Source organism: Georgenia subflava (genome assembly GCF_009193155.1).
GTDB classification, from domain to species: Bacteria; Actinomycetota; Actinomycetes; order Actinomycetales; family Actinomycetaceae; genus Georgenia; species Georgenia subflava.
Window position 1 is genome coordinate 586,295 of record NZ_VUKD01000003.1, and the last position, 21,637, is coordinate 607,931.

The 21,637-nt window shown below is 72.8% G+C and carries 16 protein-coding genes and 2 tRNA genes; 8 read left to right on the forward strand and 10 right to left on the reverse strand.

Features of this window, described 5'->3' with window-relative positions; genetic code table 11:
* Positions 1–195 precede the first annotated feature (195 nt).
* A complete protein-coding gene (locus GD748_RS12665; RefSeq protein WP_152195534.1) occupies positions 196–900 on the forward strand; it encodes a response regulator transcription factor in 705 nt (234 codons plus the stop codon).
* On the forward strand, positions 897–3,611 hold the full coding sequence (locus GD748_RS12670; protein ID WP_152195535.1) for a DUF4153 domain-containing protein: 2,715 nt from the start codon (positions 897–899) through the stop codon (positions 3,609–3,611). Before GD748_RS12665 ends, GD748_RS12670 begins: the two co-directional genes overlap by 4 nt.
* 60 nt (positions 3,612–3,671) lie before the next feature.
* Here GD748_RS12670 and GD748_RS12675 read toward each other — a convergent pair whose 3' ends face one another.
* The gene (locus GD748_RS12675) at positions 3,672–4,172 is read right to left on the reverse strand and encodes a DUF3145 domain-containing protein (RefSeq protein WP_152195536.1); all 501 of its coding nucleotides are present in this window, start codon (positions 4,170–4,172) and stop codon (positions 3,672–3,674) included.
* Between the two features lie 153 nt (positions 4,173–4,325).
* Entirely contained in the window at positions 4,326–4,814 is a 489-nt protein-coding gene (gene def, locus GD748_RS12680) for a peptide deformylase (protein WP_152195537.1), read from the reverse strand.
* A gap of 148 nt (positions 4,815–4,962) precedes the next feature.
* Here def and GD748_RS19540 point away from each other — a divergent pair, with 148 nt between their 5' ends.
* Positions 4,963–6,327 (forward strand): M15 family metallopeptidase, encoded by a 1,365-nt coding sequence (locus tag GD748_RS19540; protein WP_226921278.1) that lies wholly within the window; start codon positions 4,963–4,965, stop codon positions 6,325–6,327.
* Between the two features lie 9 nt (positions 6,328–6,336).
* Here GD748_RS19540 and GD748_RS12690 read toward each other — a convergent pair.
* A tRNA-Ile gene (locus GD748_RS12690) sits at positions 6,337–6,410 on the reverse strand.
* Between the two features lie 67 nt (positions 6,411–6,477).
* Between GD748_RS12690 and GD748_RS12695 the strand changes: the two genes are divergently transcribed.
* Entirely contained in the window at positions 6,478–6,987 is a 510-nt protein-coding gene (locus GD748_RS12695) for a hypothetical protein (RefSeq protein WP_152195538.1), read from the forward strand.
* Positions 6,988–7,046: 59 nt separating this feature from the next.
* Positions 7,047–7,118 (forward strand) — tRNA-Asn (locus tag GD748_RS12700).
* 156 nt (positions 7,119–7,274) lie between these two features.
* On the opposite strand, the gene GD748_RS12705 is transcribed toward GD748_RS12700, so the two are convergent.
* From GD748_RS12705 to GD748_RS12715, 3 genes are all read right to left on the reverse strand, one after another.
* Positions 7,275–8,267 carry a hypothetical protein gene (locus GD748_RS12705; RefSeq protein ID WP_152195539.1) on the reverse strand — a complete coding sequence of 331 codons (993 nt, stop codon included), beginning with the start codon at positions 8,265–8,267 and terminating at the stop codon, positions 7,275–7,277.
* Positions 8,268–8,386: 119 nt separating this feature from the next.
* Positions 8,387–10,405 (reverse strand): DNA primase, encoded by a 2,019-nt coding sequence (gene dnaG / locus GD748_RS12710; protein WP_152195540.1) that lies wholly within the window; start codon positions 10,403–10,405, stop codon positions 8,387–8,389.
* Between the two features lie 76 nt (positions 10,406–10,481).
* Complete coding sequence (locus GD748_RS12715) at positions 10,482–11,777, reverse strand: deoxyguanosinetriphosphate triphosphohydrolase (RefSeq protein ID WP_193312949.1); 1,296 nt, start codon at positions 11,775–11,777, stop codon at positions 10,482–10,484.
* 89 nt (positions 11,778–11,866) lie between these two features.
* Here GD748_RS12715 and GD748_RS12720 point away from each other — a divergent pair, with 89 nt between their 5' ends.
* Positions 11,867–13,099: an alpha-amylase family protein gene (locus GD748_RS12720; RefSeq protein WP_152195542.1), complete on the forward strand. Its 1,233-nt coding sequence runs from the start codon at positions 11,867–11,869 to the stop codon at positions 13,097–13,099.
* Positions 13,100–13,109: 10 nt separating this feature from the next.
* Here GD748_RS12720 and GD748_RS12725 read toward each other — a convergent pair whose 3' ends face one another.
* From GD748_RS12725 to GD748_RS12735, 3 genes are all read right to left on the reverse strand, one after another.
* Entirely contained in the window at positions 13,110–13,997 is an 888-nt protein-coding gene (locus GD748_RS12725) for a sugar ABC transporter permease (RefSeq protein WP_152195543.1), read from the reverse strand.
* Between the two features lies 1 nt (position 13,998).
* Positions 13,999–15,606 carry an ABC transporter permease subunit gene (locus tag GD748_RS12730; RefSeq protein ID WP_152195544.1) on the reverse strand — a complete coding sequence of 536 codons (1,608 nt, stop codon included), beginning with the start codon at positions 15,604–15,606 and terminating at the stop codon, positions 13,999–14,001.
* A 182-nt stretch (positions 15,607–15,788) separates the two neighbouring features.
* Positions 15,789–17,048, reverse strand: coding sequence for a sugar ABC transporter substrate-binding protein (locus tag GD748_RS12735; protein ID WP_152195545.1), 1,260 nt, complete (start codon positions 17,046–17,048; stop codon positions 15,789–15,791).
* Positions 17,049–17,244: 196 nt separating this feature from the next.
* Here GD748_RS12735 and GD748_RS12740 point away from each other — a divergent pair, with 196 nt between their 5' ends.
* Together GD748_RS12740 and GD748_RS12745 are read left to right on the forward strand one after the other, a co-directional pair.
* A complete protein-coding gene (locus tag GD748_RS12740) occupies positions 17,245–18,261 on the forward strand; it encodes a LacI family DNA-binding transcriptional regulator (protein ID WP_152195546.1) in 1,017 nt (338 codons plus the stop codon).
* Positions 18,262–18,364: 103 nt separating this feature from the next.
* On the forward strand, positions 18,365–20,170 hold the full coding sequence (locus GD748_RS12745; RefSeq protein WP_405002682.1) for a glycoside hydrolase family 13 protein: 1,806 nt from the start codon (positions 18,365–18,367) through the stop codon (positions 20,168–20,170).
* 198 nt (positions 20,171–20,368) lie between these two features.
* Here GD748_RS12745 and dusB read toward each other — a convergent pair whose 3' ends face one another.
* A complete protein-coding gene (gene dusB / locus GD748_RS12750; protein ID WP_152195547.1) occupies positions 20,369–21,580 on the reverse strand; it encodes a tRNA dihydrouridine synthase DusB in 1,212 nt (403 codons plus the stop codon).
* Positions 21,581–21,637 lie beyond the last annotated feature (57 nt).

Below are 21,637 nucleotides of genomic sequence, written 5' to 3' on the forward strand. Positions count from 1 at the left end.
CTAGCCGCGAGACGCCTCGGCGCGGATCAGCCCTGTGGGATGAGGTGCCTCTCGCTCACTTCGGCATGGGCACGTGGGCCTGACCGCGCTGCGTGCCGTGGCCTGGAAGGCGGGGCACTGACGCCGGACGGATCTTCACACAATCTCCACAGCCGCCCGGCGGGAGCGACACACCGCCGCTCCTAGGCTCGGGGCATGACGCAGAACCCGACCACCAAGGCCCGGACGTTGCTCGTCGTCGAGGACGACGTGACGATCAACCAGGCGCTGTCAGACCGGTTGGTGGCCGAGGGCTTCGCCGTCGTCCAGGCCTACGACGGTCCCGGCGCCGTGGCCGCGCACGCCGAGCACCAGCCAGACCTCGTGGTCCTGGACGTCATGCTGCCCGGGTTCGACGGGATCGAGGTGTGCCGACGCGTCCAGGCCACGCGGCCCGTCCCGGTGCTGATGCTCACCGCCCGCGTCGAGGAGACGGACATGCTGGTCGGGCTCGCAGTCGGCGCCGACGACTACGTGACCAAGCCGTTCCGGATGCGTGAGGTCGTCGCCCGTATCCGCGCCCTGCTGCGCCGGGTCGACCGCGCCCAAGAGCTCGCGGCGTCGCGAGAGCCCAGGATGGAGCTCGGCGACCTCACCATCGACCGGGCGGGTCGGCGCGTGAGCGTTGGCAGCGCAGAGGTCCACCTGACGCCGCTGGAGTTCGACCTCCTCCTCACCCTGGCCGCCGCGCCGGGCACCGTCCGCTCCCGCGAGGACCTCATGCGGGAGGTGTGGGGCTGGGCGGACGCCCGCGGCACCCGCACCCTCGACAGCCACGTCAAGGCGCTGCGCGCCAAGATCGGCCCCGACCGGGTGCGCACCGTCCACGGCGTCGGCTACGCCATGGAGACCGGACGGTGACCGGCCCTGCCGTCGGCCCGGACCGCCCGCTGGACGGGATCGGGTCCGTCAAGCTCAAGTTCGGGATCCTCGTCGGCCTCAGCATCGTGGCCGCGGTCCTCGTCTCCGAGATCGGCAACCGTGCGGGGGTGCCGTGGTGGCTGACCGTCCCGGTCACGGTGGCGGCCGCGCTCGGCGTCACACAGTGGCTGGCCCGCGGCATGACGTCGCCGCTGCGGGAGATGACGCGGGCGGCCGCCCGTATGGCCACCGGCGACTACTCCGAGCGGGTCACCGCCACGTCGGCCGACGAGGTCGGACGCCTCGCCCGGGCGTTCAACACGATGGCGGCAGACCTCGCCGCGGCGGACCGCCAGCGCCGCCAGCTCCTCGCCACCGTCTCGCACGAGCTCCGCACACCGCTCGCCGCCCAGCGGGCGCTCCTGGAGAACCTGGTCGACGGCGTCGTCACTCCCGACGACGCCACCCTGCAGAGCGCGCTGGCCCAGTCCGAACGGCTGAGCGACCTGGTGGGCGACCTGCTGGACCTCAGCCGGGTCGACGGCGGCGCCGCGTCGCTGCAGCTCGGCCCGGTCCGCGTCGCGGACCTCGTGCAGCAGGCGGTGGCCGAGGCCGGCGTGGGCGGGCGGGACGTGCGCTACGCCAGCCGGGTGAGCCCGCCGGACCTGGAGGTCGAGGGCGACGCCGCCCGGCTCAGCCAGGTGGTGGCGAACCTGCTCGACAACGCGACGCGCCACTCCCCGACCGGTGGCGAGGTCGTCGTCCGCGCGGCGGCCGACGGCCCGGACCGGTGGCTCCTCGAGGTCACCGACGAGGGGCCGGGCATCCCCGCCGACCGCGCCGAGAGCGTCTTCACCAGCTACTGGTCGGACAGCGACGGCGGCGGCGGAGGGACCGGCCTCGGCCTGGCGATCGCCAGCTGGGTCTGCGAGCTGCACGGCGGCTCCATCGCGTCGCTGCCGCCGGCGCCGGGGGCGTCGGGTGCGCGCATCCGTGCGGTCCTCCCGCGCCGACCCGCACCGCCGAGCGGGAGCGGCGCCGAGCCCGCCCCGTCCCCCGTGCACGTCGCCCCAGCCGCACCCTCTCCCACCCCTGGGCCGGCAGCGGCCGCACCGGCCACCGTCGCGGAGTCGGCCACCCAGCGCCCGGCTCCCTCGCACCGACCCCCCGGTTCCGTCCATCGTCCCGAGGAGCACGCCATGTCCACGACCACGTCCGTCCCGCCGTCGGTTCCCTCCGGGGGCTCAGCGGCCCTGTCCGTGCAGCGGCCCTCGTTCGCCGAGGCCGTCTTCGGTGGCCTGTGGCCGGAGCGCGGGCCGCGCACCGCACCGGTCGCGCTCCTCGCGTCCCTGGCCGTGGGCGCCGTCGCCGCCCTCGTGCTGCCCGAGCGGCAGTGGGGCGTGGGAACGCTGCTGGTGCTGCTGCTGGCCGGCGGCGTCGTGCTGGCCACCTCGGTGCGCAGGAGCGGCCCGTGGACGTCGTTCTCGGTCCTCTTGTGCCTCGGGCTCGGTTCGATGGTCGTGCTCCGGGCCGCGGAGTGGCTGGCGGTCCTCTCCATGCTGGTCGTCGCCGTGCTCGTGACGACCGCGCTGACGGACGCCCGACGGGTCCTGCCGATGGCGGCGGGAGTCGCTGCCTGGGCGTTGTCGGCCCTGCGCGGGCTGCCCCTGCTGGGCCGGACGATCACCGCGACGAGCGGGCACCGCCTGCTCTGGCCCGTACTGCGGACCGCGGCCATCTCCCTGGTCGCGCTCGTCGTCTTCGGCGGGCTCTTCGCCTCCGGCGACGCCGTCTTCGGCTCCTGGGCCGCGGCGGTCGTGCCCGACCTCGCCTGGGACTCGATGATCTTCCGCTCGTTCGTGCTCGTCGCCGTCGGCGGGGTCGTCCTGGCCGGGTGCTACCTGGCCCTCAACCCGCCGCGGGTGGAGCAGGTGGGTCTGCCGGAGGCCCGACCGGTCACCCGCAGGTGGGAGTGGCTGGTCCCGGTGGGCGTCGTCGTCGCGGTCTTCGCCGGATTCGTCGTCGCGCAGGCGTCGGCGATGTGGGGCGGCCACGACTACGTGCGTCGGATGACGGGGATGAGCTACGCCGACTACGTGCACCAGGGTTTCGGCCAGCTGACCCTCGCGACCACGCTGACGCTGGCAACCGTCGCGCTCACGGTCCGCAAGGCGTCGGCGGCGACGTCGCGCGACCGGCTCGTCCTGCGGGTGGTGCTCGGTCTGCTGTGCGTGCTCACCCTCGTCGTCGTCGCCTCCGCCCTGTTCCGCATGGCGGTGTACCAGCAGGCGTTCGGCTACACGGTGCTCCGGGTGCTGGTGGATGCCTTCGAGCTGTGGCTCGGTGTCGTCGTCGTGCTGGTGATGGTCGCCGGGATCCGCTGGTCGGGCGCGTGGCTGCCCCGTGCCGCCCTCGCCTCCGGCGCGGTGTTCCTCCTGGTGATCGGGCTCGCGAACCCGGAGGCGTGGGTCGCGGAGCGGAACATCGAGCGCTACGACGAGACCGGGAAGATCGACACCTGGTACCTGGCGACTCTCGGGCCCGACGCCGCACCGACGATCGTCAAGGGTCTGCCGGCCGACCTGCGCCGCTGCGCCCTCCCCGACGGCCCCGAGGCGCCCCCGCGGGACCTCCTGGAGTGGAACCTCGGTCGGGCCGAGGCCGCCGACGTGACGCCGGCGGTCGTGGACGACCGGACCGACTGCCCGTGACCCCCGACGGCGGCGCCTCCCCTTCCCCGGTGGAGGCGCCGCCGTCGGCCGGCCGTGGGATCAGCCGACCCGGTGGAGCCAGCGCACCGGCGCGCCCGCCCCGGCGTAGCGGAACGGTTCGAGCTCGTCGTCCCAGGCCTGCCCCAGCGCCAGGTCGAGCTCCGTGCGCATCCGGGCCGGGTCGGCGGCGTGCTCGAGCGCTGCACGGATGCGGTCCTCCGGGACCACCACGTTGCCGTGGGCGTCCGTCTGCGCGTGGAAGATCCCGAGCTCGGGCGTGTGCGACCAGCGTCCGCCGTCGCAGCCCGGGCTCGCTTCCTCGGTGATCTCGTAACGCAGGTGGGTCCATCCGCGCAGCGCCGATGCCAGACGCGCCCCCGTGCCGACCGGGCCGATCCAGGAGAACTCGGCACGGAACAGGCCGGAGGCGGCCGGCTGCGCCGTCCACTCCATGGTGGCCCGTGCGTCGAGCACCGTGCCGGCTGCCCATTCGATGTGAGGGCACAGCGCACGGGGTGCAGAGTGCACGAAGATGACGCCGCGGGTGTAGGCACCATTCATGTCGACTCCTCCTGGTCTTGTTCGAGGTGCGTCTTCCCCAACGACCTCGGGCCTGACCAGGCGTGACATGTTCGCGCGGCGAACTCGGTCACATCATGCCCGATACCGGGCGGCGGCGCCACCACCAGCGGCGGCGGGCGTGGCGCGAGCGGCTCAGAGCTGCTCGCGGATCGCCTTCATCGCCTTGCGGCGGACGGCCTTGTCGAGGCGGTCCAGGTACAGCATGCCGTCGAGGTGGTCGACCTCGTGCTGGATGCAGCGAGCCATGAGCTCCTCGCCCTCGACGATGACCTGCTTGCCGTCGAGGTCGATCCCCTCGGCCCGCGCGTACCAGGCGCGCTTGGTCGGGAACCAGAGGCCCGGCACGGAGAGGCAGCCCTCGTCGCCGTCCTGGTACTCGTCCTCGGAGACCTCGACGATGCGCGGGTTGAGGATGTAGCCGACCTCGTCGTCGATGTTCCAGGAGAACGCCCGGAGCCCGACGCCGATCTGGTTGGCGGCCAGGCCGGCGCGGCCGTCGGCGTCCACGGTCTCGAGCAGGTCCTCCACCAGGGAGCGGACTCGGGCATCGATGTCGGTGATCTCCTCGCACGGGGTGCGCAGGACGGGATCGCCGACGACTCGGATCTCACGCATGGCCATGGGCGTATGTTTCCACGCTCGGCGGGGTGGTCCTAACCGCCGGGCCGCCGTGGGCACGGCCCGGCTGCCCCGCCAGGCGCGCCGGTGACGGCTGAACTACCGTGTGATCGGTCGGGGCCCACCGTGCCCTGGCCGGCTGGAGACGACGATGCTGCGGTCCCTGCGCGCGTGCGCCACCCTGGCGAGAGCCGCGGTCGCTCTCGGAGCTGCCGCGCTGCTTCTCGCCGGTGCTGCCACGCCCGCCGCGGCCGCGCCCGAGGACCCGTCCGGGCAGCAGTTCGGGTTCTTCCTCAACGATGCGTGGGACACCACGGCGAACCATGTGTTCATGTACGGCCGGTTCGCTGACGAGGTCCTCATCGGTGACTGGGACGGTGACGGCACCGACTCCATCACGGTCCGTCGCGGCAACGTCTTCTACGTCAACAACGCCCCGCGTGGTGGTGAGGCGGAGCACGTCTTCGTCTACGGCCGGCCCGGTGACACGGTCCTGGTGGGCGACTGGGACGGCGACGGCGTGGACACCCTGGCGGTCAGACGCGGCGCGGAGTACCACGTGAAGAACGACCTGGCCGGCGGTCCCGCCGACCAGGTGGTGGTCTACGGCCGCTCGGGCGACCAGGTGGTCGTGGGCGACTGGGACGGCGACACCCTGGACACCTTCGCGGTGCGCCGCGGTGCGCAGTACTTCGTCAAGAACACCATCGCCGCCGGCCAGGCCGACCAGGTCGTGGTCTACGGCCGAGCCGGGGACATCACCCTCGCCGGTGACTGGGACGGCGACGGCGACGACACCTTCACGGTGCGTCGTGGTGCGACGTACTACGTGAAGAACACCATCGCCGCCGGCCAGGCCGACCTCGTCCTGGTCTACGGCCGCGCCGGTGACGAGGTCTACGTCGGTGACTGGAACGGTGACGGCGAGGACACCCTCGGCATCCGCAGGCACCCCGGTTTCCAGGTCTCGATCGTGCCGGTCACGGCCGCCGACATCGGGGCGTCGTGGCGCCCGGGCTGCCCGGTGGCGCCCGCCGGCCTGCGCACGGTGGTCGCGAGCCACTGGGACGACGGCGGGAACGTGCGCACCGGACGCGTCGTGGTGGCGGCCGCCCTGGCAGGCGACGTGGCGGACGTGCTGGAGGACCTCTACGACGCCAGGTTCCCGATCCACCGCATGGTGCCCGTCGCCGAGTACGGCGCCGACGACGACGCCAGCATGGCCGCGAACAACACCAGCGCCTTCAACTGCCGGGCCGTCACCGGCGGATCGTCGTTCTCCGAGCACTCCTACGGGCGCGCGATCGACGTCAACCCGCTGGTCAACCCGTACGTCGTCGGCTCGACCGTGCTGCCGCCCGCCGGCGCGCCGTATGCCGACCGGAGCCGCGACGCGGCCGGCATGATCCACGCGGGCGACGAGGTGGTGCGTGCCTTCGCCGCACGCGGCTGGAGCTGGGGCGGGGCGTGGAGCAGCCCGAAGGACTACCAGCACTTCTCCACCACCGGCCGCTGAGCACGACGGTGCCCCCGGCGGGGCTTGAACCCGCGACCGACGGATTATGAGTCCGCTGCTCTGACCGGCTGAGCTACAGGGGCGCACGTGGCGCGACCGCACCACGACGGCGTCCAGCGTACCGTCGCCCGGCGGGCTACCGTGTCAGCCATGATCCTCGGTCGTCGTCATCCCAGGATGCCCAAGGGCGTCACGGCTCGTCTCGACCGGCGTGACCAGCCGCTCGCCGCCGCCGAGCTGACCGACGGCAGCTGGGCCGTCGTCGCCGCCGGCGCACTCGTGGTCGTCGGGGCCGGTGGCGTGCAGGACCGGCATCCCTGGCACGAGGTGGAGCACGGCTCGTGGGACGGTGACGCCCGCGAGTTCACCGTGACCTGGGTGGACGGGCGCGTCTCGCCGCTGGTGCTCACCACTGCCGACGACGAGGTCGCCGACTTCACCGCGGTGCTGCGCGAGCGTGTCCAGTCCTCCGTCGTCCACACCGAGAGCATGGACACCCCGGGCGGGGCGTTCGTCCGGGTCAACATCCGCCGGGACGAGGCCGGGCAGCTCTTCTCCCAGCTGACCGCGCAGGGTGCGCTGCGTGGCGATGCCGCCGAGCGCGAGCTCATCGACGACCTCGAGCGTCGGGCCCGTGCCGCTGTGGGACTTGCCACATGAGCGGCTCGCCCTCCGGGGGCCGGGCGCCTCGAGAAATTTGCTAGAGTCTCATCTCGCGATCCCGCGTAGCTCAACGGCAGAGCATCCGACTGTTAATCGGACGGTTACTGGTTCGAATCCAGTCGCGGGAGCCGATAGGCCCGGAACCACAGCGGTTCCGGGCCTCTGTCATTCCCCGCGACGCCTCTGGCGTCATTCCTGCGCCGTCGTGGGTGTCCGGAGCCGCCGTCGTGGGTCGTCCGGAGCGCGTGGACGCCTGGACGCCTGGACGCCTGGACGCCTGGACGTTACTCCACGGCGAACGCGACCCGGCTGGTGTAGTTCTCCGCCGGCCGGACGATCCAGGACCCGTCGGCGACGGCGTCGCCGGGGACGGCCTGGCACACGCTCCCGGACACGCTCTCGCCCGGGCCGATCTCGCCGACGTCCAGGAGACTCTCGTCCGCGAGGCAGACCCCGCCGTTCAGGACGTTGTACTCCACGCCGTCGGCGCCCAGGAAGCCGGTCAGGAGGTCCAGCCCGGGATCGAGCGGCTCGTTCGCGGTGTTGGTGACCGTGGCGGTCGTCAGGACGAGCACCTCGCCGTCCGCGAGGCCGTCGTAGAGCGGGTTGTCGCCGGCGTCGATCGTCGCCTGGGCGTCCAGGTCGGTGGCCTCGAGCGTGATCTCCCAGCTGCCGACGGTGGCGCTCTCCCCCACCGGGACGAGCTCGGAGGCCGGCGGCACCGTGGCGTCGACGTCCGGCGCGCCAGTACCGTCGCCGCCCGGGGCCGTCGGGACCGGCGGGTCGGGAGTGGGCACGGGCGCCGCGGTGCGCGACGGTGCGCTCGGGTTGCTGATGGCCTGGGCCGCCGGGTCGTCCCCGCCGGTCAGGGCGACGACCACCGCCCCACCGGCGACCGCTGCCCCGACGGCGCCGCCGACCGCCCACGGCACCCACCGTCGCCGGGACCGCTGCGGGGTGCCGACGTCAGATGCCGCGGCGCCACCGCCCGCGAGGTCGGCGGACTCGCCGCGGTACGTCGTCGCCGGCGAGTAGTCGCCATAGAGCGAGAAGGCCGCACGCGGCGGGTCGTCGCGGCGCTCGAAGAGCTCCTCGTCCTCCTCCTCGAGCGCGTCCGGCACCTCCTCGAGGCTGGAGGCTGCGGCGCCCGGCTCCGTCGGTGTCTCGGGCCGCGGCGGGTCGTGCTCGGTGCCGGGGCCTCCCTCGGCGAGGCTCCCGCCGGGGCGCGAGGCGGCGTCACCGGCGTCGGAGGGCGGGACGCGGAAACGCTCGACCACGACTCTTCCCTCCCCTCGGCCGGCCTCCCCCTGTGTCGGCCACCACCGGCGACGCTACAGAAATCTGGCCTGCGCGCGACCTGCGGGGCACGTCGTGGACAGCGGTGCCCGGAACCGGCTCAGTCGCGGCTCAGGGCTCGACGGCGGTTCTCGAGGGTCATCAGGTCGGTGAAGATCTGCGCGTAGCCCGGGTCGTTGGGGTCCGCACGCTGGAGCCGGCCCTTGACGTCCGCGATCTCGCGGGTCAGGCCCATCCGGATGAGGGCGACGAGGACGCCCTGCGCGTAGCCCGCCAGCGCCTCGGCGCGGTCCTCGGGCAGCGGCGCGACGGCCAGCTCGGTGATCACCCCGGCCACCGGCCCGACCGCGTTCTCGCGCACCTGCTCGGCCCACCAGGCCGCGGCGTGCCGGGCGGCGTCCGCACTCGCCGCCTGGGCGGCGAGCCGCTCGACCTGCTGCCCGTACGCCGTCGTGCCGCCCGCCGCGCGGATGGCGTCGTGCACACCACGGTAGGCCGGCACGGTGAAGGTGTCCGGGGCGAGCGTGTCGAAACCGGCACCAAGGGCGTGCTGCGGCAGCTGGAGGACGACCTCGAGCACCTGTCGCTCGAGCTTGGCCACCGGGTCCTCCCGGTAGGCGCCGGGTCGCCCGCTATCGCTGTCGCGGCCGTACGAGGGGCCGGCGCCGCGTCCCTCGGGGCGCCGGGCGGGGTAGCCGTTGCCCTGGGCCCGCTCGCCACGGTCCGGCGCGTCCGGGCCGCCGCTGCGCCCGACCGAGCGCTCGGCGGCCTGCACCGCGCGCCGGACCGTGGGCTCGTCCATGCCCAGCCAGCCGGCGAGCTCACGCGCGTACTCGGCGCGCAGCGCCCGGTCCCGGATCCCGGCGACCACCGGTGCCCCCGAGCGCAGCGCCGCGACCCTGCCCTCCGCCGTCGCGAGGTCGAGCTGCGCGAGGACGGACCGGATCGCGAACGCGAACAGGGGCTGACGGGAGGACACGAGCTCGCGCACGGCGGCGTCCCCGCGCTGCAGCCGCAGGTCGCAGGGGTCCAGCCCGTCCGGACCGACCGCCACGAAGGTCTGCGACGCGAAGCGCTGGTCCTCCTCGAAGGCGCGCAGGGCGGCCTTCTGCCCGGCGGCGTCCCCGTCGAAGGTGAAGATGACCTCGCCGCCGCGGGTCGCGCCCGAGGAGAACATGACGCCGGCCGCCGCGTCGGCGGAGTCGCCCAGGAGGCGGCGCACGATGCGGACGTGGTCGGTGCCGAACGCCGTGCCGCAGGTGGCCACCGCGGTGCCCACCCCGGCCAGGTGTGCCGCCATGACGTCCGTGTAGCCCTCGACGACGACGACGCGTCGCTCCTTGGCGATCGTCCGCTTGGCCAGGTCGAGCCCGTACAGGACCTGCGACTTCTTGTAGATGGGGGTCTCGGGGGTGTTGAGGTACTTCGGCCCTGGGTCGTCGTCGAAGAGCTTGCGCGCTCCGAAGCCGACGGTCTCGCCGGTGATGTCGCGGATCGGCCACAGGAGCCGGCCGCGGAACCGGTCGTAGATGCCGCGGTTGCCCTGCGAGACGAGCCCGGACAGCGTCAGCTCCGCCTCCGTGAAGCCCCGTCCGCGCAGGTGCCGGACGAGGTGGTCCCAGCCCTGCGGGGCGTACCCGACGCCGAACGTCGCTGCCGCGGCACGGTCGAAGCCGCGCTCGGCGAGGAACTGCCGGCCGGTGGCGGCGCCCGGGGAGTCGAGCTGCGCCGCGTAGAACTCCTCGGCGACCCGGTGCGCCTCGATCAGCCGCTGCCGGCGGCCCGGCTCCTCGCGCGGGCGCCCGTTGCCGCCGTCCTCGTACCGCAGCTGCACCCCGGCCTTCGCCGCGAGGTGCTCGACGGCCTCGGTGAACGGCAGGTGGTCGATCTTCTGCACGAAGGAGATGACGTCGCCGCCCTCGTCGCAGCCGAAGCAGTGCCACAGGCCGAGCTGCGGGCGGACGTGGAAGGAGGGGGTGCGCTCGTCGTGGAAGGGGCACAGGCCCTTCATCGATCCGACGCCGGCGGCCTTGAGGGTGACGTAGGTGCCCACGACCTCCTCGATCCGGGCGCGTTCGCGGACGGTCGCGATGTCCTCGCGTCGGATCAGGCCTGCCATGGCGCCAGTGTAGGTCGCCCGGCGGCCGCAACTGCGCGCCGCCGGGGAGGGCGGCGGGAGGCGACGGGCCTGTTGATCAGTACACCTCGGAGAGCATCCCGCACAGCCGTGCGTGCCACTGCTGGGCCGAGGTGTCCGTGAGCGAGGCGATCTGGTCGACGACCGCGCGGAGCCGACCGGCGTCGTCCCCCGCCTCGTCCCAGTCCGCCGCGAACGGACCCTCGAGGTGGCGCGGGGAGGCGACCAGCGCGTCGGCCAGGTCGAACAGGATCGTGCGCTGGGAGAGGTAGAGCGGCTCCTGCTCGCGCGGCGCCATGACGTACAGCGCCGCGACCCCCTTGAGGACGAAGATCTCGGCGACCGTGCGGTTGGGCACCACGAGGTCGGCGGCGTACCGGGTGAGCCGGCCCGGTCCGTAGGCGTCCCGGGTGGCGTCCTCGGCGGCCCCGCAGAAGCGGCCGATGAGCTGGCTCGTCATGTCCTTCAGCCCGGCGAGGTCGCGGCGGGAGCCGTCGTGCGAGCGCCGCCAGACCGGGCTCGCCACGATCCCCTCGAGGGCGGCCCCCAGCTCGTCGTCGTCAACCGCGGGGTCGTACCAGCGGCGCACCTGGTCGACCACGCGCTGCTGCTCGCCGGGCGTGCGCAGCCCCTCGAGGTCGACCCGTCCGCCCACGATGGCGTCCTCGACGTCGTGCACCGAGTAGGAGACGTCGTCCGCGAGGTCCATCACCTGCGCCTCGAGGCAGCGCCGCCGCTCGGGGGCGTCCTGCCGCAGCCAGGTGAACACGCCGAGGTCGTCGGGATAGACGCCGAACTTGGCGGTCGTGGACCCGTCGGGCCGGTGCGGGCCCTCCCCCGGCAGCCACGGGTACTTCGTCGCCGCGTCCAGGCTCGCCCGGGTCAGGTTCAGGCCGACGCCGGTGCCGTCGTCGGTGAAGGTCTTGGGCTCCAGCCGGGAGAGCAGGCGCAGCGTCTGGGCGTTGCCCTCGAAGCCGCCGATGTCCGCGGCGACCTCGTGCAGGGCGCGCTCGCCGTTGTGGCCGAACGGGGGGTGGCCGAGATCGTGTGACAGGCAGGCGGTGTCGACCACGTCCGGGTCGCAGCCCAGCGCCTTGCCGAGCTCGCGCCCCACCTGCGCCACCTCGAGCGAGTGCGTGAGGCGGGTCCGCACGAAGTCGTCGCTCGAGGGCCCGAGCACCTGCGTCTTCGCCCCCAGACGGCGCAGCGCCGAGGAGTGCAGCACTCGGGCGCGGTCCCGCTCGAACGCGGTCCGCCGAGGGCTCTTGGCCGCCTCCGGCCACCACCGCTCGCGGTCGCGGTCGGTGTACGGGTCGTGCTCGCCTGCCGCGCGTGCCGCCTCGTACGTCCGCACCTCGCGGTCGAAGAGGTCTGGGTCCGTGGGCACGCCGCGAGCCTACGTGATCTCGTGTGCCCGGGTAGGTCTTGGGTCACAATGACGAGATGACCGAGACGACGAGGGCCGAGTCCGCCGAGGAGACCGCCGAGGCGGCGCGTCCCGCGACCCGGCTCGGGGAGGTCACCACCACCACGCTGGTGCACCGGCGCAGCCGGGGGGCCGTGCCGTGGTGGCGCGACGCCGTCGTCTACCGGGTCCCCGGGCCGGTGGACGAGGCCGGGCTGCTCGCCCTTGCCAAGGAGGTCTCCCACGTGGCGCGGCTCGGCGCGAACGCCGTCCAGGTCCGGGTGCCTGACGTCGATCCCCGCACCGAGTCGGGCGGCGCGGCGGTCGACGAGCTCGTCCGACGTGTCGGTCAGCGCAACCTGCGGCTGATCGCCGGCGTGACTGGGGACGACGCCCCGGACGACGTGGTCGACCGCGCCGCCTGGCACTTGGACCGGGTGACAGCCTGGCTCGACCGCGGCGCCGACGGGGTCGACCTGCAGGGGGCGGGCGTGCCCGAGGGGCCCGGCCCGCACGAGCATGCCGGCGTCGACATCGGTGCGCTGCACGCCCTGGTGGCCGAGCGCGAGGAGCGGATCATCACGGGTGCCGTAAGCTCGGTCGACCCCGAGGACGTCGCCGCGCACCTCCACGAGGACTGGCTGCACATCAGCCGCGACGACCGTCTCGCCCGCGTCGCGTGGCGGGCGGACGAGCTGCGGGCGACGATCTCCGACGCCTATCTCCAGCGGGACGCCGTCGGCGCTCCCGCCGGGTGGACCCTCTCGCGCGTCACGGGCCACACCGAGGCCACTGACGCCGGCCCGCAGGCGTGGGACGCCCCGACCCCGGCCGCGCTGCGGCGCCGACTGCACGCGGCGACCCTGCTCATGATCGCGCTGCCCGGGGTCGTGTACCTCCGGCAGGGCGAGGCGGTGGACATGGTGCCCGGCGGCGTCGATCCCGCCACGACCGTCGAGCACGTCTCGCGCGAGGCTGCGCAGCAGCGTGGGCGCGCCGGCTCCCTCTTCGAGCGGTACCGCCACGCGCTGCGGCTGCGGCGCGAGCTCGGCCTCGGCACCGGGCACCTCGCCTGGGTGGACGACCCGCCCGGCACCGACACCCTCGCCTTCATCAGCTCGAAGGTGCTCGTCCTCGTCAACCTCGGTGGCGACGACCTGTACGTCCCGGCCGACCGGGACCTGCTGCACGCCAGCGAGGACCTCCCGATGCCGCTCGACGAGACCGTCATCGTCCCGCCCGACACCACCGTGTGGATCGCTCTGGAGTGAGCGCCGGGCGTCAGCCCTTGACCGAGCCGGCCGTGAGCCCGCCGACGATGTAGCGCTGGAGGAACAGGAACAGCAGCAGCACCGGGATCGCGGAGATCACGGCACCGCTGGCGAACAGCCCCCAATTGGCGTCCAGGCGGTCCGAGACGAACCCGTACATGCCGACGGCGAGGGTCCAGTTCTCCTCGGACTGCAGGATCACCCGGGCGAGGATGAAGTCGTTGAACGAGGCGATGAACGAGAGCAGGCCGACGACGGCGAGGATGGGGGCCACGAGCCTCAGGATGATGGTGAAGAAGATCTGGGCGTGGGAGGCGCCGTCGATCTTGGCGGCCTCGTCGAGCTCCTTCGGGATCGTGTTGAAGAACCCGTACATGAGGAACGTGTTCACGCCGAGCGCACCACCGAGGTAGACGCAGATCAGGCCGATCTGGCTGTTCAGGCCCAGCACGGGAACGACGTTGCCGAGGCCGAGCAGCAGCAGGAAGATCGCCACGAACGCCAGCAGCTGCGGGAACATCTGGATCACCAGCAGGGCCATGAGGCCGAACCGACGCCCGGTGAACCGGAACCGGGAGAACGCGTAGGCGGCCGCGGAACCCATGAGGACCGTGCCGACGGCGGTGACCACACCGATGAACAGCGTGTTGAGCACCCACGTCCAGAACAGCGTGCCGTTGAGGTCGGCGTAGTTCGCGGAGCTGATCGTGCCGAAGAGGTCGTTGGAGCCGGTCAGGGTGCCGCTGGGGTTCAGTGCGGCGGAGATGACGTAGACGATCGGGAAGGCCGCGTAGACCACGGCGACCACCCCGACCACGTGCTTGATGCCGACTTCCGTGAACCAGCGCTTCCGGCTCACCCGGTTCTGCGTGACGGGCTGTGCTGTCTGGGTGGTCATGTCAGTTGATCTCCTCGAGCACGCGGGTCTTGCGGAAGCTCAGCACCGAGATGGTCGCGACGATCACGAAGATGACGATCGACAGCGCGCTCGCGAGCCCGTAGTTCTTGGCGGCCGTGCCGTCGAGCCCGGAGATCGAGTACACCATCGAGATCAGGATGTCGGTGTGGCCGATCGGCACCGACGCGTCGGTCATCGGCGGTCCACCGCCGGTGAGCATGTAGACGAGGTTGAAGTTGTTGAAGTTGAAGGCGAACGAGGAGATGAGCAGCGGCGCCGTCGAGACCATCAGGAGCGGCAGCGTGACCGACCACCAGGACCGGATCTTGCCCGCGCCGTCGATCGTCGCCGCCTCGAGGACGTCCTTCGGGATCGACTGCAGCGCACCGGTGCAGATGAGGAACATGTAGGGGAACCCCAGCCAGAGGTTCACGCCCAGGACGGAGAGCTTGGCGAGCCACGGGTCGGTGAGCCACTCGATCTCGGTGCCACCGAGCAGCACCTGGTTGACGAACCCGAACCGGCGGTTGAGCAGGCCGGACCACAGCAGCGCGGCGAGGAACGACGGGAAGGCGTACGGCAGGATCAGCAGCGTGCGGTAGATCTTCCGGCCCCTGACCCGCTCGTCGTTGAAGACCATCGCCAGGAAGAGTCCGAGCAGGAAGGTCGAGACGACCGAGAGGACCGCGAAGGCGAACGTCCACAGCAGCACCTCGACGAACGGCGTGGCGTAGCGCGAGTCGCCGAAGGCCGTGGCGAAGTTGTCGAGACCGACGGCGACCTTCCAGCCGACCGGCAGGACGGTGCCGTCGGCCGCCTCGAACTGGCCCTCGTCGTTGGGTGTGTAGACGGTCCCGGTCAGGGTGTCCGTCATCGTGTCGGCGGCCTCGTCGTAATGCAGCGTGGAGATGTAGACGTACCCGGAGCGTGCGTCCTGGGTGCGGATCGAGCCGTCCTCGGGGTCGTCGGAGACCGGCACCCGCAGCTCGGTCACGTCGCCCTGGCGCTCGAGGATCTCCTGGCGGGGCAGGATCTCGTACCCGGGCACCTCGGTGATGGTGCCGTCCGCGACGACGGCGTCCCCGGCCGTCTCCAGCGGGACCTCGGCGCGGCCGACCCGGACGTCCCCGTCGTCGTTGATGATGCCGAAGGCGAGCTCACCGCCGTCGTCGAGAACGACCAGGGGGTAGGCCGAGGAGCCCTCCACGCGGCGCTCGTTCTGGATGAGCAGCGCCTCGATCGCGTCGCCCTTGGTGGAGTTGTGCCCGTCGCCGTAGTTGGTGAACGCGACGTAGCCGGTGTAGCCGATCACGAAGACCTGGTAGACGAGCAGGAACGCCAGCCCGGGGAGCAGGTACTTCATCGGCAGCGTGCGCCGGCCGAAGTAGACGTAGTTGGCGGCCAGGAGCAGGACCACCATGACGGCGAGGATGCCGTAGGACTCCTCGCCCCACGCCGCCATGACCACGTAGACGCCCAGGGCGTTCACCAGCGCCATGAGGACGAGCTTCACGAAGAAGCCGGGGCCGAACCTGGTGGCGTGGGACTCCGACGTCCGTGGCGGACGCGCGGACTTCCGGGACGGGGCCACCGGCGACTTCACGCTCATCAAGACCTCCGGTCGGCAGCGTCTCGACGCTCCGACACTTCCTCGTGCGGCCGACCGGACGGTGCGCGGTCGGGCTGTGGGACGGGGCGGGCCGCCGGCGGCGTCGCCGTCGTCCCTGTGCGGGGCGCGCAGCCGGACCTGCCGGCTGCGCGCCCCACGGACCGGTCAGGTCCGGCCTGGGGTCAGGCTGCGTCCAGCGCACCCTGGATGTCGGCGACCATCTTCTCCCAGCCGGCGACCGGCTCGAGCGAGCCGTTGACGATGCCGGCCTCGGTGACGCCCCAGAAGGCCCACACGGAGCCCATCTCGGGGATGGAGGGCATCGGGACGGCGTCGGCGCCCACGGTGCGGAACCCGTCGGTGATCGGGTCCGCCGAGGCGGCCTCGGCCGCCGCGGTCAGGGCTGGCGGGCGGTTGCCGGCCTCGTACAGCGCCATCTGGGCGTCCTCGGTCGCCATGAAGTTGACGAGGAAGTCGTTGGCGAGCAGGGCGTTGTCGCTCTGCGCGTTGATGTAGAAGCCCGCGACCCCGGCGAACGGCTGGGCCGGCTCGCCGCCGGCGCTCGGGATCGGGTCGATGGCGAGGTCGAGGCCCTCGAAGGACTCGATCATCCAGGGGCCGCCGATGATGAACGGCGACTCGCCCGCGGCGAACGCCGCCAGCGCGATGTCGTAGGTCACCGCGGTGTCGAGCACCCCGGTCGAGCCCTGCTCCGCCAGCCACTGCGCGAAGGCGTTGCCCGCCTCGCCGCCCAGCGCGAGCTCCGGGGTGTAGGAGCCGTCCTCGTTCTGGGTGAAGACCGGGGCGCCGAAGGAGGTCTGCAGCGGGTACATCGTGTAGGGGTCACCCTCCTCACCCATCTGGATGAGGATCGGGTAGGGGGTGCCGGCGGCCTGCCCGGCGGCGACGGCGTCGTCCCACGTGGCCGGCGCCTCGGCAGCGAGCGCCGTGTTGCGGATCAGGGCGATGTTCTCCACCGCGTAGGGCAGGCCGTAGACCTGGCCGTCCTGGGTGAAGGCCTCGACCGCGACGGTCTCGAACTCGGCCTCCTTCTCGCCCAGCTCGATCGGGGCGACGACGCCGTTGGCCGTCAGCTCGCCGAGCCAGTCGTGGGCGCCGACAGTGATGTCCGGCCCCTCACCGGTGGGGACCTGGGCGTTGAAGTCCGCCCGGATGTCGTCGAAGTTCTTCAGCACCGTCTCGACGGTGGCGCCGGTCTCCTCCTCGAAGGCGGTCGCCGCCTCCTCGACGGCGGCCTGGCGGGTCTCGTCGACCCAGATCGTGAGGGCGCCGCCGGCGCCGGCCGCGGAGGTCTCCTCCTCGGCGGCACCGGTCTCGTCGGTGGAACCGGCAGCGGTCTCGCCGTCGGTGCTGCCGCCCGAGCAGGCGGCCAGGGCCATCGTCACGCCGACCGCGGCCGCGAGGGTGATGCTCCGTCGCATCTTGCATCTCCTGTAAGTAAGAGGGCTGGTGTCTTGGTCATGCCGGTGGTGCGGCGTCACCGCCGACTGTCCGGATGCGACGACAGTAAACCGGGCGCTGGCGCGATTGCAACTACTTGCAGTAACTTTCAGGCAACACTCTTCACCGAGCACGTGCGCACAGCCGCGCACCCGTACAAGAAGGTCGGTAACTGCCATGCAAGGGCGCACCAGGCTGACTGACGTGGCCGAGCAGGCCGGCGTCAGCACCGCAACCGTGTCGCGGGTCCTCAACGCCAAGCCCGGCGTCGCCGGCGAGACCCGCCGCGCCGTCCTGGCCGCCCTGGACATGCTCGGCTACGAACGCCCCGACAAGCTGCGCTCCCGCTCCGCGGGCCTGGTCGGGCTGATCGTCCCCGAGCTGAGCAACCCGGTCTTCCCCGCCTTCGCCCAGGCCATCGAGTCCCTGCTCGCCACGGCCGGCCTGACCCCGCTGCTGTGCACCCAGTCGCCCGGCGGCACCACCGAGGACCAGTACGTCGACATGCTCCTCGAGCACGGCGTCGACGGCATCATCTTCGTCTCGGGCCTGCACGCCGACACCCACGCCGACCCGGCCCGCTACCAGCGGCTGCGCGACCTCGGTCTGCCGTTCGTGCTCATCAACGGGCACAACCCGGCCGTCGACGCGCCGTCGTTCTCCACGGACGAGATCGGCAGCATGGACCTCGCCGTGCGCCACCTCGCCTCCCAGGGCCACCGCAACATCGGCCTGGCCATCGGGCCGGACCGCTTCGTCCCCGCCAAGCGCAAGCGCGAGGGCTTCGTGGAGGCCATGACCACCTACGTGGACGTGCACGACCCGCAGGTGGTCACCACGCTCTACACCGTCGAGGGCGGTGTCAGCGCGACGACGACGCTGATGGACGCGGGCTGCACCGCCGTGATCTGCGGCTCCGACCTGATGGCGCTCGGCGCGGTCCGGGCCGCACGCTACCGCGGCCGCCGGGTGCCCGAGCACCTGTCGGTCATCGGCTACGACGACTCCACGCTCATCCCGTTCACCGACCCGCCGCTGACCACGGTGCGCCAGCCGGTCGACGCCATGTGCCAGGCCGCCGTCACCACCCTCGCCGCGGAGATCGGCGGCGCGTCCGTGCCGCGCACCGAGCTGATCTTCGTCCCCGAGCTCATCGTGCGCGGGTCGACCGACGCGGCTCCCGTGACATTCTGACCCGTCGGCGCCGCCCGGACGCGGCCCGCGGGACGGACGTGCGTCGACGCCGTCCCCCGTGCCACCCTGGCCCACCAGCCCCAGCCACCGACGTAGGAGTGAAGTGACCGCGTCCCCGACCGCCGCGACGACCCCGCAGACCCTGCACGTACCCGCCCCTTCCGCTGCCGGGCAGTGGTGGCGCGACGCGGTGATCTACCAGGTGTACCCACGCTCCTTCGCCGACGGCGACGGCGACGGGATGGGCGACCTGCCCGGCATCACCGCGCGCCTGGACCACCTGGCGCGCCTGGGGGTGGACGCGCTGTGGCTCTCGCCCTTCTACCGCTCCCCCCAGGCCGACGGCGGCTACGACGTCGCCGACTACCGCGACGTCGACCCGCGCTTCGGCACGCTCGCCGACGCCGACGCGCTCATCGCGCGGGCGCACGAGCTCGGGCTGCGCGTGATCGTCGACCTGGTCCCCAACCACACCTCCGACGAGCACGAGTGGTTCCGTGCGGCCCTCGCGGCCGGCGCCGGGAGCCCCGAGCGGGCGCGCTACGTCTTCCGGGAGGGCGACGGCGAGACCGGTGAGGAGCCGCCCAACAACTGGGAGTCGATCTTCGGCGGTGCCGCGTGGACGCGCGTGCGCAACCGTCCGGACGCCCCGGGCAGCGCGTGGGAGCACGACACCCAGTGGTACCTGCACCTCTTCGACACGTCCCAGCCGGACCTGAACTGGGAGAACCCGGCGGTCCGCGCGGAGATGGAGTCGGTGCTGCGCTTCTGGCTCGACCGCGGGGTCGACGGCTTCCGGGTCGACGTCGCCCACGGCCTGGTCAAGGCCGCCGGCCTGCCGGACTGGAGCGGCCACGTCACGATGGTCGAGGGCGCCGAGGAGGATCCCGACGCGCCGTCGGTCGAGCCCGACGGCACCGTCCACCACCACCGGCCGCCGATGTTCGACCAGGACGGGGTCCACGAGATCTACCGGTCCTGGAACCGGGTCCTGGCCGAGTACGACGGCGAGCGGGTGCTCGTGGCGGAGGCCTGGGTGGAGCCGGTGGAGCGGCTGGCCCGCTACGTGCGTGCGGACGAGATGCACCAGGCCTTCAACTTCGCGTTCCTCGTCAGTCCCTGGTCCGCGGCGGACCTGCGCCGCTGCATCGCCGCGTCGTACGAGGCCAACGACGCCGTCGGGGCGCCCACCACGTGGGTGCTGTCCAACCACGACGTCGTGCGGCACGCCTCCCGGCTCGGGCTGTCCCGCACCGGCAAGGGACCCAACGGCATCGGCGCGGAGGACCCGCAGCCGGACGTCGAGCTCGGCCTGGGCCGGGCGCGTGCCGCCACCCTGCTGATGCTCGGCCTGCCCGGTTCGGCCTACCTGTACCAGGGCGAGGAGCTCGGCCTGCCGGAGCACACCGCGCTGCCCGACGACGAGCGCGAGGACCCCGCCTTCTTCCGCACCCGCGGGGCCGAGAAGGGGCGCGACGGGTGCCGCGTGCCGCTGCCCTGGGAGGCGGCCGCACCGGCCTTCGGCTTCTCCGCCACGGGCGAGAGCTGGCTCCCCCAGCCCGCCGGTTGGGCCGAGTTCGCCGCCGACGCTCAGGACGGGGTCGAGGGCTCGACGCTCGAGCTGTACCGCGCGGCGCTGCGGCTGCGCCGCGAGCTGGGCCTCGGCTCCGGGTCGTTGACCACCGAGGCGGAGCACCGGGAGTCCACCAGCGTCGTCGCCGTGCGGAACGCCGCGGCGCACGACGAGCACGACGGACGGCCCGACGTGGTCGTGGTGACCAACCTCGGGCGCCGGTCACTGCCGGTGCCCGACGGGCACCGGGTGCTCATCGCCAGCGGCCCGCTCACCACCGGCCCGGACGGGAGCGTCCGCATCCCGGTCGACACCACCGCGTGGCTCGCGCGCTGACCCCGCCCCGGTGAGGGTTGCGCGCTGATCCCGCGCCGGGACCGGTTGCCCGCCCCGACGGGGTCGCTGAAGTGGTCGGTATAGCAGCCATCTGAGCGACCTCGTGGGCGGCGCCCACCGGTGACGCAGCAGGCGGCGGATCCAGTGATGCGTCCCCTGAAGCCAGCCGCGCGGAGGACCGCTCAGCCGCCGCAGACGTCAGCCGCCGGAGACCGAGAGCTCGGCCTGGGCCAGCATCGCCCGCAGCTCGGCGTCCATCTCCCGGGACGAGAGCCACCCGTCGGGCAGGTGCGGCTGCTTGGGCGTGCCGGCCCGTCCGCGCGGCCCCTCGGCGCCCTCCCCGGGGTAGGGCTGGTCCAGGTCGAGCGCGGCCAGCCGCTCGTCGAGCTCGGCTAGCGAGGAGACGAGTCCGAGGTCGTGGCGGGCCTCGCCGCCGACCACGTAGCCCTTGAGGTACCAGGACATGTGCTTGCGCATCTCCCGCAGCGCCCGCGCCTCCTCGCCGAAGTGCTCGACCATGAGCTCGGCGTGGCGCCGGACCACCGCCGCCACCTCGCGCAGCCCCGGCGTCACCCGCCGGTCGGAGTCGTGGGCGGCTGCCACCAGGTCGGTGAACAGCCACGGACGCCCCTGGCAGCCACGACCGACCACGACCCCGTCGCACCCCGTCACACGCATCATCTCGGCCGCGTCCTCGGCGGACCAGATGTCGCCGTTGCCGAGGACGGGCACCGTGGTGACTGCCTCCTTGAGGCGGGCGACGGTCTCCCACTGCGCCTCGCCCGAGTAGTGCTGGGCGGCGGTGCGCGCGTGCAGGGCGACGGCGGCCACGCCGGCCCGCTCGGCGAGGCGCCCGGCGTCGAGGTAGGTCAGGTGGTCGGCGTCGATGCCCATGCGCATCTTGACGGTGATCGGCACCTCGTGGTCGCGACCTGCCGAGGCCTCGCGCGCGGCGCCCACTGCCTGCGTGACGATGGCGTCGAAGAGCTCGCGCTTCCACGGCAGCGCGGCGCCGCCGCCCTTGCGGGTGACCTTGGGGACGGGGCAGCCGAAGTTCAGGTCGATGTGGTCGGCACGGTCCTCGGCCACCAGGATGCGCACCGCGGCGGCGATGGTGGCGGGGTCGACGCCGTACAGCTGGACCGAGCGGACCGGCTCGTCCGGGTCCGGGGTGATCATGCGCATCGTCTCTGGGGTGCGCTCCACCAGCGCACGGGAGGTGATCATCTCCGTCACGTACAGCCCGGCGGGGGCGTGCCGTCCCGGCACGGAGAGGTCAGCGTCCTCGGGCAGACCGTCGAGGCCGGCCTCGCGGCACAGCCTGCGGAACGGTGGGTTCGTCACCCCCGCCATCGGGGCCAGGATCACGGGGCTGCCCAGGCTCACCTGGCCGATCTGGAGGGTCGTCATCGGACCATTGTCCCTGCCGTGGCCGCCGGGGCGCAGCCGGCGTGGCTGTGAGATCGC

Coding starts and splice junctions, on each gene's coding strand:
- GD748_RS12665 (WP_152195534.1), top strand. CDS start 196: ATGACGCAGAACCCGACCACCAAGGCCCGGACGTTGCTCGTCGTCGAG.
- dusB (WP_152195547.1), bottom strand. CDS start 21,580: ATGACGACCCTCCAGATCGGCCAGGTGAGCCTGGGCAGCCCCGTGATC.
- GD748_RS12675 (WP_152195536.1), bottom strand. CDS start 4,172: ATGAATGGTGCCTACACCCGCGGCGTCATCTTCGTGCACTCTGCACCC.
- GD748_RS12695 (WP_152195538.1), top strand. CDS start 6,478: ATGATCCTCGGTCGTCGTCATCCCAGGATGCCCAAGGGCGTCACGGCT.
- GD748_RS12725 (WP_152195543.1), bottom strand. CDS start 13,997: ATGACCACCCAGACAGCACAGCCCGTCACGCAGAACCGGGTGAGCCGG.
- GD748_RS12720 (WP_152195542.1), top strand. CDS start 11,867: ATGACCGAGACGACGAGGGCCGAGTCCGCCGAGGAGACCGCCGAGGCG.
- GD748_RS12740 (WP_152195546.1), top strand. CDS start 17,245: ATGCAAGGGCGCACCAGGCTGACTGACGTGGCCGAGCAGGCCGGCGTC.
- dnaG (WP_152195540.1), bottom strand. CDS start 10,405: ATGGCAGGCCTGATCCGACGCGAGGACATCGCGACCGTCCGCGAACGC.
- def (WP_152195537.1), bottom strand. CDS start 4,814: ATGGCCATGCGTGAGATCCGAGTCGTCGGCGATCCCGTCCTGCGCACC.
- GD748_RS19540 (WP_226921278.1), top strand. CDS start 4,963: ATGCTGCGGTCCCTGCGCGCGTGCGCCACCCTGGCGAGAGCCGCGGTC.
- GD748_RS12735 (WP_152195545.1), bottom strand. CDS start 17,048: ATGCGACGGAGCATCACCCTCGCGGCCGCGGTCGGCGTGACGATGGCC.
- GD748_RS12730 (WP_152195544.1), bottom strand. CDS start 15,606: ATGAGCGTGAAGTCGCCGGTGGCCCCGTCCCGGAAGTCCGCGCGTCCG.